The 13573-nt window shown below is 71.5% G+C and carries 12 protein-coding genes; 6 read left to right on the top strand and 6 right to left on the bottom strand.

From position 1 onward, the window contains the following. Window positions 1-2: 2 nt before the first annotated feature. Complete coding sequence (locus tag F0L68_RS42745; RefSeq protein WP_188316914.1) at window positions 3-158, bottom strand: hypothetical protein; 156 nt, start codon at window positions 156-158, stop codon at window positions 3-5. Between the two features lie 202 nt (window positions 159-360). Between F0L68_RS42745 and F0L68_RS30335 the strand changes: the two genes are divergently transcribed. Further along, a complete protein-coding gene (locus F0L68_RS30335; RefSeq protein ID WP_188316913.1) occupies window positions 361-3669 on the top strand; it encodes an AfsR/SARP family transcriptional regulator in 3309 nt (1102 codons plus the stop codon). Between the two features lie 49 nt (window positions 3670-3718). On the opposite strand, the gene F0L68_RS30330 is transcribed toward F0L68_RS30335, so the two are convergent. Continuing rightward, window positions 3719-4936: a L,D-transpeptidase gene (locus F0L68_RS30330; protein WP_149853277.1), complete on the bottom strand. Its 1218-nt coding sequence runs from the start codon at window positions 4934-4936 to the stop codon at window positions 3719-3721. Between the two features lie 142 nt (window positions 4937-5078). Next, entirely contained in the window at window positions 5079-5576 is a 498-nt protein-coding gene (locus F0L68_RS30325) for a MarR family winged helix-turn-helix transcriptional regulator (RefSeq protein ID WP_149853276.1), read from the bottom strand. Between the two features lie 81 nt (window positions 5577-5657). On the opposite strand from F0L68_RS30325, the gene F0L68_RS30320 reads away from it, so the two are divergent. After that, window positions 5658-6080: a YybH family protein gene (locus F0L68_RS30320; RefSeq protein WP_188316912.1), complete on the top strand. Its 423-nt coding sequence runs from the start codon at window positions 5658-5660 to the stop codon at window positions 6078-6080. A 42-nt stretch (window positions 6081-6122) separates the two neighbouring features. Here the strand turns inward: F0L68_RS30320 and F0L68_RS30315 are convergent, their stop codons facing one another. Further along, the gene (locus F0L68_RS30315) at window positions 6123-6683 is read right to left on the bottom strand and encodes a hypothetical protein (RefSeq protein ID WP_149853274.1); all 561 of its coding nucleotides are present in this window, start codon (window positions 6681-6683) and stop codon (window positions 6123-6125) included. A 307-nt stretch (window positions 6684-6990) separates the two neighbouring features. After that, entirely contained in the window at window positions 6991-7875 is an 885-nt protein-coding gene (locus F0L68_RS30310) for an NAD(P)-dependent oxidoreductase (protein ID WP_149853273.1), read from the bottom strand. Window positions 7876-8098: 223 nt separating this feature from the next. Here F0L68_RS30310 and F0L68_RS30305 point away from each other — a divergent pair, with 223 nt between their 5' ends. The 4 genes from F0L68_RS30305 to F0L68_RS30290 are packed head-to-tail and all read left to right on the top strand — an operon-like array spanning window position 8099 to window position 11798. Then, complete coding sequence (locus F0L68_RS30305) at window positions 8099-9025, top strand: ABC transporter ATP-binding protein (protein WP_149853272.1); 927 nt, start codon at window positions 8099-8101, stop codon at window positions 9023-9025. After that, window positions 9022-9867 carry an ABC transporter permease subunit gene (locus F0L68_RS30300; RefSeq protein WP_149853271.1) on the top strand — a complete coding sequence of 282 codons (846 nt, stop codon included), beginning with the start codon at window positions 9022-9024 and terminating at the stop codon, window positions 9865-9867. Before F0L68_RS30305 ends, F0L68_RS30300 begins: the two co-directional genes overlap by 4 nt. Before the next feature lie 21 nt (window positions 9868-9888). Then, a complete protein-coding gene (locus F0L68_RS30295; protein ID WP_149853270.1) occupies window positions 9889-11133 on the top strand; it encodes a sensor histidine kinase in 1245 nt (414 codons plus the stop codon). Beyond that, window positions 11130-11798 (top strand): response regulator, encoded by a 669-nt coding sequence (locus F0L68_RS30290; RefSeq protein ID WP_149853269.1) that lies wholly within the window; start codon window positions 11130-11132, stop codon window positions 11796-11798. Before F0L68_RS30295 ends, F0L68_RS30290 begins: the two co-directional genes overlap by 4 nt. On the opposite strand, the gene F0L68_RS30285 is transcribed toward F0L68_RS30290, so the two are convergent. Next, window positions 11799-13466 (bottom strand): carbohydrate binding domain-containing protein, encoded by a 1668-nt coding sequence (locus F0L68_RS30285; protein WP_188316911.1) that lies wholly within the window; start codon window positions 13464-13466, stop codon window positions 11799-11801. Window positions 13467-13573: the final 107 nt, after the last annotated feature.

Below are 13573 nucleotides of genomic sequence, written 5' to 3'. Positions count from 1 at the left end.
GGCTAAGGCGTCGCCGGCCGGCTCGTTCCGGCCGGCGGGGCGACCTGGTCGGCCGTCAGCGGCGGATCCAGCGCCGCGATGACCACGAGCGCCGCCAACGCGGCCAGCACGATCAGGACGGCCACCGCCTGGGCCGTCCGGTCTCGTCGGGTCCGCAAGCCACCTGTTGTCATCGGTTTCCCCCTGCGATTCGCCGTGCGCGAACCCGGCATCCGCCCGGTCCCGGCAGGACAACACTGGGGATCGGTGTTGACACTCGGTTGGCACTGCGGTCACCGAATCGGTTCGACGGTGCCGCACGGCGACTGTCACCATCGACGCGCGTCGGCACGGCCGACGCCCACGGGGGGGGAATCGGGGGTGCCCGTGGCGGTTCTCGGGGAGGAGCGTTCCGTCAAGGGTTCGATGTTCGGGCTGTTGGGTCCGCTGGAAGTGCTGCTGGACGGCAGGATCGTGCCGATCGCCGCCGGCAAGCGCAGGGCGCTGCTGGCCACGCTGGCGCTGCGGGCCGGTGAGCCGGTGTCGATGGACGAGCTGGTCGACCGGTTGTGGGGTGCGGAGGCCGGCGCGGGCGCGGTGAACGCCGTGCAGACGACCGTGCGACGGCTGCGCGCGGACCTGGCCAGGGGTGCGCACGGGCGCGAGTTCGTCCGCACCAGGTCGCGCGGCTATCTCCTGGACGTCGCCGCCGACGAGGTCGACCTCGGCCGCTTCCGGTCGCTGCTCGACCGGGCGACGCGGGCGGAGCGCGACGGCGGCATCGGCGCGGCGGCGGACACGCTCCGCGAGGCGATCGGGCTGTGGCGCGGGGAGCCGCTGGCGGACGTGCGCAACGACTCGCTGCATCGCGACGTCGTGCCCGTGCTGGTCGAGCAGCGGCTCGCCGCCGTGGAACGCCGCATCGACCTCGACCTGCGACTGGGCCGGCACGATCACCTCATCGCCGAACTGCGCACCCTCACCGCGCTGCACCCGCTGCGGGAACGACTGTGGGCACGCCTGATGCTGGCGCTGTACCGCGCCGACCGACGCGCCGACGCCCTGCACGCCTACCGAACGCTCGGCGACACCCTCGCCGAGGAGCTCGGCCTCGACCCCGGCGAGGAGCTTCGGCGGCTGCACCACCGCGTTCTCCTCGGCGATCCCACGCTGCTGGCTGACCCAGCCGCGACACCGGGCGGCGCGCCGTCGCCCGGCCGCGCGACGGTCGACACGGCGCCGGTCGAGTCGGCCCCGGCCGGCACCGACCCGAACGTCAAGGGGCGCAACGAACTGCCTGGCGAGGTCGCCGACTTCACCGGCCGCGACACCGAGTTGCGGCTGCTGCTGGACGAGCAGGCGGCGGCCGACACCGTGTCGGTCGTCGCGATCGACGGCATGGCCGGGGTCGGCAAGACCAGCCTGGCCGTGCGCGTCGCCCACCGCCTCGCGCCCCGCTATCCCGACGCCCAGCTGTTCATCGACCTGCACGGCCACTCCTCGGGCGTGCGGCCAACCGCGCCGGACGACGCCCTGCACACCCTGCTGGTCTCGCTCGGCGTCGCCGAGGCCGACATCCCCGCTCCCGGCGAGCGCAGGGCCGCGCGTTGGCGGGCCGAACTTGCCGGCAGGCGAGCGTTGGTGGTGCTCGACAACGCCGCGACCGCGGCGCAGGTCCGGCCGCTGCTGCCGGGGTCGGCCGGTTGTCTCGTCCTGGTGACCAGCCGGCGCAGGCTGCTCGACCTGGACACGGCGCGCGGCGTCTCGCTCGACGCGCTCGACGAGGACGACGCGCTCGCGCTGTTGAGCGGGATCGCCGGAGCCGACCGGATCGCGGCCGAGCCCGACGCCGCCGGGGAGGTGGTGCAGCTGTGCGGACACCTGCCGCTGGCGATCCGGATCGCGGGAGCTCGGCTGCGCACCCGGCCGGCCTGGACCGTGCGCGGGCTGGCGAACCGGCTCGCCGACAGCGAGGAGCGGCTCGCCGAACTGACGGCGGGCGACCGCAGCGTGGCCGGGGCGTTCGCCCTGTCCTACCAACACCTCGACGCGCCGCGGCAACGCATGTTCCGGCTGCTCGGCCTGCATCCGGGACCCGACTGGGACAGCCACCTCGCCGCCGTCCTGACCGAAACCAGCCCGCGGCAGGCCGAACTCCTGTTGGAGGACCTGGTGGACGCGCACCTGCTCCAGCAGGCCGAGCCGGGCCGCTACCGCTTCCACGACCTGCTCGGCCACCACGCCAACGCCACGGCCCGCCGTGAGGAAACCCAGGCGCGGCAACACGAAGCCGTCGGCCGCGTGCTCGACTACTACCTGCACACCGCGAGCGTCGCGATCGAGCCGCTCACAGTCGGATATCCCCGACTACCCCTCGACCTCGACCACCCTCCCGCACACGTGCCGGATGTGCGGACGACCGGCTCGGCGCTCGCCTGGTACGAGGCCGAACATGCCAACCTCACCGCTGCCGCCGTGTACGCGGCCGACCACGGTTGGCAGACGCACGCCTGGCGACTGCCGCACGCCATCCAGCACTTCTTCTCGATCCGGGGCCACACCAAGGAAAGGATTGCCACCAGCCGACTCGCCGTCGCCGCGACCCGACACCTGTCGGATCCCGATGCCCACGCGGAGGCGCGCAAGAGCCTCGGCACCGCATACTGGCAGGCAGGCCGGTACGAGGAGGCACTGGAGCACCTGCGCCGGGCGCTGATCCTCATGCGCGACACGGGCAACCTGCGCGGCGAGGCCTCCGTGCACGGCAACCTGGGCACCGTCGCGAACATCCTCGGCGACTACGCCGGGGCACTCGACCATTTCGAACGCGGACTGGTGCTGATGCGCCGGGCCGGCACCCGCACCGGCGAGGCCGCCGCGGTGCACAACCTCGGGGTGGTGCACGCCCAACTGGGTCGCCACGCCAAGGCGCGCGAGTGCTTCGAGACGGCCCTCGCCATCAGGCGGGAACTCGGCGACACCAGCAAGGTCGCGTCGCTGCTCGCGGACCTGGCGCACGTCAGCTACGACACCGGTCGGGACGACGACGTCGACAACTTCACCAGGCTGGCGCTGGCGACGTATCGCGAGCACGGCGACACGCGGGCCGAGGCGTTGGCACTGAGCGACTTCAGCTATATCTACCGGCACCTGGCTCGGAACGCCGACGCCGTCGACTGGGCGCGTCGCGTACTGCACCTGCTCGACTCGGCGACGAGCGGGGCCACGCTGGTGGCGCTGCGCGAGGTCGGGGATCACCGAGGCGAACTCGCGGTCCTCCAGGCGCTCACGCTCGTCAGTGAGCACTCCGGCCGCTACACCGAGGCGGTCGGTCACGCCGAACGGACCCTGGAGTTGACCCGCGCGATCAGCAACAAATGGGCGGAGCCGCGCGTCCTGGGCTATCTCAGCATGCTGCACCGAGAACTCGGCAACCACGAAGCGGCCCTCGGCTACGCGCGCCAGGCACTCGAGGCCATCCGCAGCCTCGGCGACCGGCGCGGCGAGTGCGAGATCCTGCTCGACCTCGGCGCCGCGCACCTGGCCATGGGCGACGCCGAGGCGGCGCTCGCCTGCTACGAACGGTCGCGCGCCGTCGCCGACGAGATCGGTTGTGCGCTACCGGAAACCACGGCGCGGCAGCTCATCGCCGAGCTGCCGCGCCAAGTGGATTCCGAGGCCACCGCGTGAACAGCGGCCACCGGGAAAACCGGCCACCGCATGAGAACCGGGAGAACGGCTACCTGGCGCCGCCCTGCTGCCATTCGGCCCAGTCCAGCTCCCAGTCGCCGTAGGTGTCGTAGATCGGCAGCTTCGGGCCGGACACGTTGGTCACCTCGACCACGTCGCCGAGATTGAAGTTGTTGAAGAACCAGGTGGCGTTCTCGGTGTTGAGGTTGATGCACCCGTGCGAGACGTTGGTGTTGCCCTGCGCGCCGACGCTGTTCGGGTTCTCGTGCACGAACTCGCCGTCGTTGGAGATCCGCTCGGCCCAGTGCTCGGTCGCCTTGTAGTAGTTGGGGTCGCCCTTGCACACGCCGTAGGTGCAGGAGTCCATGACGATCTCCTGGTTCTTGTCCGAGATGACGTGCGGGCCGACGTGGGTCGGCGTCGAGTCCTTGCCGAGGCTGACCGGCATCGACTTGACGGGCTGGCCGTTGTGCAGGATCTGCATCTGGTCGGTGTTGCCGTCGGCCTTGGCGATCCACGAGTCGTGGATGGTGTAGGTGGCCGTGCGGTCGGTCTTGCCGTAGACGCCGTTGCCGAGGTTCACGCCGTAGACGTTGACGTCCATCTTGAGGACGGTGCCGGCCTGCCAGTAGGTCTGCGCCCGGTAGTGCGCGGTCTTCTTGTCCAGCCAGTACCACGCGCCGGGTTGCGGCGGCGTCGTGGTGACGGTGACCGCCTTCTCCGCCGCGGCCTTGTCGGTGATGTCCTGGTCGAAGGAGATCCCGAAGATCTGGCCGACGCCGAAGGTCGCGCCCTGCCCTGGCGGCGCGGGAATCATCGCCGGATAGGCCTGCGTCGTCGGGGTGACGGTTTGCAGCGTGGACTTCTGCTCGGTGGTCTTGCCGTCCTTGTTCACCGCGCTGGCGACCACCTGGTAGCTCGCGCCGTAGCCGAGCGGCTCGCTGCTGGTCCAGGTGAGCTTGTCGGCGGAGAGCGCGCCGGCGACCTGGGTGCCCTTGGCGGCGTTGGTGACGGTGACCGCGCTGAGCGTGCCGTCGCTCGCGGTGACCACGATCGGCGTCTTGGGGTTGGCCTGGTCCCCGCCTGCCGGAGTGATGCTCACCTTGGCCGCGGCGGCGGCCGCGGGGCTGTTCGCGCCGGACTGGCCGTTGGTCGACGGCGAGTTGCCCGAGGAGCAGGCGGCAAGGCCGAGCGACACCACGATCAGCCCGGCGATGGTGATGGTTCCTCGGCGCGCTCCGCGCCTCGACTTGTTGACGCCAAGCATGTCTACCTCTTCGCTCCCCACCCGCGTACCGCGACCACGTGGACGTTGTGTCCCTGATGTCCCATGCCGGCAGGAGATCGCACGGCACACACCACTGATAGACGTTCTAACACCCCGCGACGTTGCGTGCGGACGGGGGTGGCTATCGCTGCTCACGACGAAACTCGGCCATCGCGTCGGTGAAACGGTTGAGCAGCAGGGCAAACGTGCCGCGATCCTGCTCCGACCAGCCGCGCATCAGCCGCTCGTAGAGATCCTGCCGGTGCCGGTGGCTCGCGGTCACCATGTCGTGACCGGCCGGAGTCAGTTCGAGCTGGATCCGCCTGCCGTCGACCTGCGAGGCCACCCGCCTGGCGTAGCCGGCCTCGATGGCGGCGGCGACCAGCCGGCTGGCCCTGGACGGGTCGACGCCCATCCGGTCGGCCACGAGCCCGACGGTGATCTCCTGGCCCTCGCGTTCCGGGCCCTCGTCGATCGCGTCGACGACGCCGGCCAGCGAGAGGTCGACGGCCTGGCCGGACTCGCGCGCAACCTGCCTGCCCAGCGTCCTCCTGGCCATGTTGCGGCGGAGCTGGATCATCGAGCGCTCGACCGCGGCCAGGGTTCGCCGTGGGTCCTCGTCGGTCTCGCTGCCATCCATTGCCTAATCCTAACAAAGTGCCCTTGACACTTATATGCGCATCGCATATAAATGCTTCAGTCACACAATTTGGAGGAAGCGATGACCCAGACAACGACGACCCAGGCAGTGTTGAGCGAGCCGACGACCGAGATCCGCGCGGTGCTGGCCGACCTGCTCGCCGCGTGGCAGCGACGGGACATCCCCGGCTACCTCGCCCACCTCGACGAGGACGTGGACGTGGTGAACCGAGGCGGCAAGTGGCTGGCCGGTAAGGCCGCCTTCGCCGAGCAGCTGGAATGGATGGTGGCCAAGGGCTTTCCGGAGATCTTCACCGCCGAGCACACCACCGAGTCGGTGCGCATCGCCGCCAACGGTGTCGCCGTCGCGCACGAACTGCGGGTGGAGCCCAACCGGCGGTCCCGTGCCGTCTACGTGCTGACCGAGCGGGACAGCGGATGGCGGGTCGCCTCGATCAGCATCTCGCCGATCGAACCGCCCCGCGATCCCGGCCTGCGAGCCTGACCGTTGGGCACGTCAGCTAGGCGACGAAGGTCGCCGTAGCGGTCAGCAGCACCGGACGGACGCGCCGGAGACCGACTGCCGAGGCTTCGCGCAGCTGTCGGCCGTAGTGGGATAGGGCGGGCGGGTGGTCCGCGCGGCGTCGGCGCGACTGGGCGGGAGCAGGGGCGGCGCGGTCGCAGTCAGAAGGGTCGGGTGCGTCGACGGCGGCGAGTCCGTGGCGTAAGACGGATAGGATGGCCTTCCGACGGAGGCCGAGCCCGCCGACAAGTGCGGCAGGGACCCGGGATACACCGGCGCTATGGCGGACCACTGCCCGTCGTGGGTCGTCAGCGACCGCATGGTCGACAGGAGCGTGGCGCCGACCGACGCGCAGTCGCCGCCGACGGCCGCCGAGTGATTGGTCTCGCCGCCCGAGCCGCGCAGCTGCGTGGCCACCACCACGCCGAGCGCCAGCGCGCACACCGCCCCGGCGGCACCCGCGGCCAACCACCGGCCGCGGACTCGCGCGATCCGTTGCCGCACCACGTCCGCGCGGTCCGGCGTCGGCGGCGGATCGGCGGCCATGGTGTCGAACTCCGCGCGTAACTCGTTGCGGTCGCTCATGATGGACCCTCCTGACTGGCTGCGGCCGTCGGCCTGCGCAGTTGGGCGAGGCTGCGCGACACCGTGCCGACCGAGCAGCCCACCGCGGCGGCCACCGGTGCCTCGCGGGAGACAGGCCGATCGCAGCAGCGCCTGCGACCGGTCGGACACCAGCTCGTCGAAGCGTTGCCAACGAGCTGGTGTCACGGCGGGTATCGGTATGGAAGCGATGAGTGTAGGACGCGATGGCGCCGGGAACGGTTGAGTCAGCCCACCGGATTCGTTCGCTGTGGCCCCGGAAGCAGCGTCCTGCGGGCGAAGCACCCGGTCACGCCGAGGGCTTCCTGATCACCTCAAACAGGCTCGTCCAGCTGTCGGCGCCGTGCCCGGCCGCGATCGCGCGGTCGTAGTGCGCCTTGACCGTGCCGGGCAGCTCGAGGTCGATGCCGGCGGCCCGGCTCGCGCCGAGGATGTGGTCGGCGGTGGCGCCCATCATCGCGGCGTTGGCCAGGTCACCGGGATGCTGCCCGCTGTCGATGTTCTTCGCCGCCTGCGCGACGTACATCGACAGGCTGTTCAGGTTGTCGACCGCGTAGGGCGCGAACTCCTCCGCCGACACGCCTGCCGAGCCGACCAGCGCGACGGCGTGCAGGTACGCGGACAGCGACGTCAGGAAGATGTCGAGCTGGGCCTGGTAGTACAGCTGCGCCAGCGCGTGGTCCTCGCCCCGGTACTCGGGCCGCCCGATGACCGCCAGCGTCTCTCGGTTGGCCTCGAAGGCCGCCCGAGGGCCGCTGTAGAACACGTACGCCGCGTCGGTGCCCACCAGCGGCGCCGGCACCATCACGCCGCCGGCGACCAGGTCCGCGCCGCGCTGCGCCAGCCAGGTCGCGGCCGCCCTGGTCTCGTTCGGCGTGTCGGAGCTGAGGTTGACCACGACCCGGTCCACCAGCGCGTCGCCGGCCGCGCCGAGGATGTCGTACATGGCCCGGTAGTCGGTGAGGCTCAGCACGACCAGCTCGCTGGCCGCCACCGCGTCCGCGACCGTGGCCGCGCGGACCGCGCCCTCGGCGACCAGCTCGTCGGCCCTGCTCGCGGTCCGGTTCCACACGGTCGTCCGGTGACCGGCCGCCAGCAACGCGCGCACCATCGCCTGACCCATCGGGCCGAGGCCGATGACGGTCACCGCCGCCGCGTTGTCGTTCACTGCCATTGTTCCGCCTTCACAAGGGATCTCTGCTGCTGACCCGACCCACGATGCCGGCGGCCGCGCACGGTTCGCTGCGGGTCCGCGCACGGTCGGCCGTGCGACTTCCGGCGTAGTCGGTAGCCCAAAGGTCGTACGCGCGCTCGGCCAAAGATCAGCACTGGTGGGGGCGCGTCCCGCGCGCCCGCTCACTAGCTTTTCCCCGTCGCCACCACGAGACGAGGATCGGATGATCGAGGTAGTCGGAGCAACAAAGCGCTACGGGGACAGGGTCGCCGTCGACGACCTGACGTTCACGGTCAAACCGGGCATCGTGACCGGGTTCCTCGGACCTAACGGCGCCGGGAAGTCCACCACCATGCGGATGATCATGGGACTGGACGCGCCAACCGGCGGCGACGTCCGCGTCAACGGCAAGCACTACGCCGAGCACACCGCGCCGCTGCGCGAGGTCGGCGCGCTGCTGGAGGCCCGCGCCGTGCACACCGGGCGGTCCGCCTACAACCACCTCCGCGCGATGGCGCTGACCCACGGCATTCCGCGCAGCCGGGTCGACGAGGTGATCGACCTGGTCGGCCTCGGCGACGTGGCGCGCAAGCGGGTCGGCGGCTTCTCCCTGGGCATGGGGCAGCGGCTCGGCGTCGCGGTCGCGCTGCTCGGCGACCCGGCGACGCTGGTGCTCGACGAGCCCGTCAACGGCCTCGACCCCGAGGGCGTGCGGTGGATCCGGCACCTGCTGCGCTCGCTGGCCGCCGAGGGCCGCACGGTGTTCGTGTCCTCGCACCTGATGAGCGAGATGGCGCTGACCGCCGACCACCTGATCATCATCGGCAAGGGCAGGCTGATCGCCAACACGCCGATGGCCGAGTTCACCGAGCAGGCGTCCGGCAAGGTCGTGCGGGTGCGCACGGAGGACTCCGCGCGGCTGCGCGAGCTGCTCGCCGGGCCCGAGGTGAGCGTCACCGCCGTCGAGCGGGGGGTGCTGGAGGTGCACGGCCTGAGCAGCACGGCGATCGGCCTGGTCGCCCGCGACAACGCCATCGCCCTCGACGAGCTGACGCCGGTGGTCGCCTCCCTCGAAGAGGCGTTCATGGATCTCACCAAGGACGCCGTCGAGTTCGGCGTGCACGACGACACCGAGAGGAAGGCATCATGAGCGCGGCGCTGCTCACCGACGACGCACCGACGGCCAGGAAGTCGACGCTGCCGAGCGACGTCCGGGTGACGCTGCCGAGGGTGGTGCGCTCGGAGTGGCTCAAGTTCTGGTCGCTGCGCTCGTCGTACTTCTCCATCGCCGGCATGGTCGTCGCGATGATCGGCCTCAGCGTGCTGGTGTCCACGGTCACCTCGAGCCACTGGACCCGGATGAAGCCCGCCCAGCAGGCCCGTTTCGACCCGACCGCGGTCAGCCTGCGGGGCTACTTCCTCGCGCAGCTCGTGGTCGGCGTGCTCGGCGTGCTGGTGGTGACCGGCGAGTACGGCACCGGGATGATCCGGTCCAGCGTCAGCGCCGCACCGAGGCGGCTGCCCGTGCTGATCGGCAAGGCCGCGGTGTTCGCGGTGATCACCGTCCTGGTCACCACGGTCGCGGCCGTCGTCGCCTTCCTGGTGGGGCAGCAGATCCTCAGCTCGCAGCACATCGAGACGACGCTCGGCGCCGCCGGTGTGACGCGCGCGGTGCTCGGCACGGGGTTCTACCTGACCGTGGTCGGCCTGCTCGGCACCGGGATCGGCTTCATCGTGCGCAGCACCGCCGGCAGCATCGCCACCCTGTTCGGCCTGCTGCTGGTGCTGCCGGTGCTCGGCGAGGCGCTGCCGCCGGACTGGGCCGACAAGATCAACCCTTACCTGCCGAGCAACGCGGGCCAGCAGCTGCTCGAGGCGCACCCGGCGCCCGCGCCGATGCTGGGCCCCTGGGCGGGCTTCGCGGTGTTCTGCGGCTACGCGGTCGTCGCGCTGGTCGTCGGCGCGGTGCTGCTCAAGCGTCGGGACGCCTGAGTCAGGGGCATGATGAGGCGCGTGACACCACTCGCGCCGGACCGGGCGGCCGCCGAGCTGCCCGGTCTGTCCTGGCTGCGGGACCGCGTCGGCCGCCATCCCGTGGTGACCGACGCGGCGCTCGCCCTCGGGGTGTTCCTGCTGACCGCCAGCCGGGGAGTCGGCAAACACGACCAGATCCGGGCGCTGCATCCCGTGACGCCGGATCCCCTGCCGCCGATGATCTTCGCCGCGCTGCTGTGCGCGCCGCTGGTGCTGCGCCGCCGATATCCGCTGTCGGTGTTCGGCGCGCTGTGCGTGGTCGCCGCCGTGCAGGAGTGGACGCTCGCGCCGGTCGCCGCCGCCGACATCGCCGTGCTGGTCGCCCTGTACACGGTCGCGTCGCGCTGCACCCGCCGGCAGGCGCTGATCGCGGCCGGCGTGCTGGAGGTCGGCGTCGGCGTGGTCGTCGCCTGGTGGGTCGCCCCTGCCATCGCGCTGACCGCGTTCATCCTGATGTCCGGCACGGTGACCGCCGCGTTGGTGCTCGGCATCAACGTCGCCAACCGGCGCGCGTACCTCGCCTCGCTGGAGGACCGCGCGGTGCGGGCCGAACGGGAACGCGACCAGCAGGCGGAGATCGCCACCGCGCACGAGCGGGCCAGGATCGCCCGCGAGATCCACGACATCGTCACGCACAACCTGTCGGTGATGATCTCGCTGGCCGACGGCGCCGCGTTCGCCGCGCGCACCGGGTCCCCCGACGCCGAGGGCGCGGCCCGCCAGGTCTCCGACACCGGGCGGCAGGCGCTCGGCGAGATGCACCGGCTGCTCGGTGTGCTGCGCGAGCCGGGCCCGGACGGCCCGCTCGCCCCGCAGCCGGGGGTCGGCCAGGTCGACGACCTGCTGGCGCAGGTGCGCGGGGCGGGCCTCGACGCGTCGTGGACCGTCGTCGGCACGCCGTTCCCGCTGCCGCCGACGGCGGGCCTCGCGGTCTATCGGCTGATCCAGGAGGCGCTGACCAACGTGCTCAAGCACGCCAGGTCCTGCACGCGGGCGCGGGTCACGCTGCGCTATGACCAGCCGAGCGTCGAGGTGGAGGTCACTGACGACGGGCACGGCGGGCCTGCCGGTCCCGGCGGCGGGCACGGCCTGGTCGGCATGCGGGAGCGGGCCGCGATGTTCGGCGGCGAGCTGGCCGCAGAACCGACCCGCGAGGGCGGCTGGCGGGTGTGGGCGCGGCTTCGCGTCGACGCCGTGACGGAGTCTGTCAGGGTGGACCCGTGACGATCTCGATCCTGCTCGTCGACGACGAGCCCTTGCTGCGCCTCGGTTTCCGGCTGGTGCTGGAGTCCCAGCCGGACCTGCGGGTGGTCGGCGAGGCCGGCGACGGGGCCGCCGCGATCGCGCAGACCGGGCTGCTCGACCCGGACCTGGTGCTGATGGACGTGCGGATGCCCGGCGTGGACGGGATCGAGGCGACCAGGGAGATCGTCGCGCGGCACGAACGGTCGCGGGTGCTGATCCTGACCACCTTCGACGTCGACGAGTACGCGTTCTCGGCACTGCGGGTCGGCGCGTCGGGCTTCCTGCTCAAGAACGTCCCGCCGGAGGACCTGCTGTCGGCGATCCGCGCGGTCGCCAGCGGGGACGCGGTGGTGGCGCCGAGGATCACCCGGCGGCTGCTGGACACGATGGCGCACCAGCTGCCGGACCTGCGCGGAGATCGGCCGACCGTCCCCAACGCGAGGTTGGAGCGGCTGACCGACCGCGAGCGGGAGGTGCTGGTCGAGGTCGCCGGCGGGCTGTCCAACGCGGAGATCGCGGAGCGGCTGTCGGTGTCCGAGGCGACGGTGAAGACGCACGTCGGCAGGATGCTCGGCAAGCTCGACCTCCGCGACCGCGTGCAGGCCGTGGTGTTCGCCTACCAGATCGGCCTTGTCCGCCCCTGACTAGTTTCCGTACTGCACAAGGATCTTCGTGAAGTCGTAGGGGTTCTGCGGCACGCTGCTGCACGCCGGGTCGGCCCAGTTGTGCTGCGTGTTCGGGTCGCACGCGCGGTCGCGGTTGACGTCCCAGTAGGAGAACCAGCCGACCTTGTTGCGCTGCGCGAAGGCGAGCAGCTGGGTGAAGTCGTTCTGGGTGAACAGCTCGCTCGGCTGGTCGGTGTGGCCGTTCATCAGTTGGAGGCCGAGGTGCGACCACACGGTCGGCGCGTCCCAGCCGTAGATCGACTGCAACTGGGCCACCACGTCGTTCGCGATGGTCTCGTCGGCGGACACCTGGGTCGAGCCGATGAGGCCGAAGTCGAAGTCCATGATGTTGACGATGTCCAGCCGCGCGCCGTTCGCGACGGCCTGCCTGATCTCGTCCTGGCCGCTGCCCGGCAGGCCGACGGTGGTCATCGGGATGGTGAGCGACACCGAGAGCGTCGGGTTGTTCTGCTCCAGGATCTTGATCGCGCCGAAGCGGACCGCCGTGTTGCTGTCCAGCGAGCCGTTCTCGTAGTCGAAGTCGACGTGCCTGAGCGCGTACTTGTCGATCACCTTCTGGTAGGCGGCGGCGAGCGACCCCGCGCTGCCACAGGTCGAGCCGAGCTCGGTGCCGTTGTAGCCGCCGAAGGACACGGCCACGTCGCCGCCTGCGGCGCGGATGGCGGCCACGTCGGCGAGCACCGTGGTGTCGCCGGACACCGGCGTGCTGGCGAGGCCGCCCCAGGCCGGGGTGCAGCCGCCGGAGTCCAGCACGAAGGCGAGGTTCAGCTCCTTCTCCCCCGCCGCGATGATGTCGTTGACCTGCTGGGGGCTGCCGTCCAGCGGCATGAAGTACGCGGGGTGCGAGAACCCGCCGCCACCGCCGCCACCGCCCGTCGCGGAGGTGGTGACCGAGACGGCGGCGCTCTGCGCGGACTCCCCTGCGGAGTTGCCGGCGGACACGGTGAAGGAGTACGCGGTCGACGCGGCGAGCCCGGTCACGGTGGCGCTGGTGCCGGTCACCGACGCGGCCTTCGCGCCGCCCCGGTAGACGGTGTAGCCGGTGGCGCCGGCGGACGCGGCCCAGGTCAGCGACACCGAGGACGCGGTGGTGCCGGTCGCGGCGAGGCCGGTCGGCGTCGGCGGCACCGTGACGGTCCCGCCGGGCCCGGTCAGCGCTAGGTCGTCGGCGTCGTAGGCGCCCTGGGCGTACCAGCCGTGCACGTAGAGGGTCACGGCTGTGGTCGACGCGCCGGTGGTGAAGGTGCCGCTGAGCTGCTGGTAGTCGGTCGCGCCCGGGGTCCACAGCTGCGGGTCCGTGCCGCCGGTGCCGGTGGCGCCGAGGTAGACGTAGCTGCCGCGCACCCAGCCGGAGATCGTGTACTTCGTGTTGGGCCGCACGCCGACCGTCTGGGTGCACTGCGCGGTGTCGCCGCTGGTGACGGCCCCGGCCAGCGCGTGCGCGCCCGTGTGCACCGGGGCGTTGACCACGCTGCCGGCCGCGCAGGACCAGCCGGTGAGGTCGCCGGTCTCGAAGCCGGGGTTCGCGAGCAGGTTGCTGTCGGCGTCGGCGGTGCCGGTCAGCGTCACGGCGGTGGCCGAGGCCACGGCGAACGCGACCAGTGCGCGCAACCATCGGTGTGCCATCGACGCCTCCCAGCGGTCGGATCCGATGGCAGGATTGGACTAGACCAGTCGGGAAGTCAAAGGTACAGACCACATTTCACCGATTTGGCCCAGCCCGACGCGACCAG

This window comes from Solihabitans fulvus (assembly GCF_008386585.1).
Taxonomy (GTDB): domain Bacteria; phylum Actinomycetota; class Actinomycetes; order Mycobacteriales; family Pseudonocardiaceae; genus Solihabitans; species Solihabitans fulvus.
Note: the sequence above shows the minus strand (reverse complement) of the source record. Positions and strands in the feature narration are given on the sequence as shown.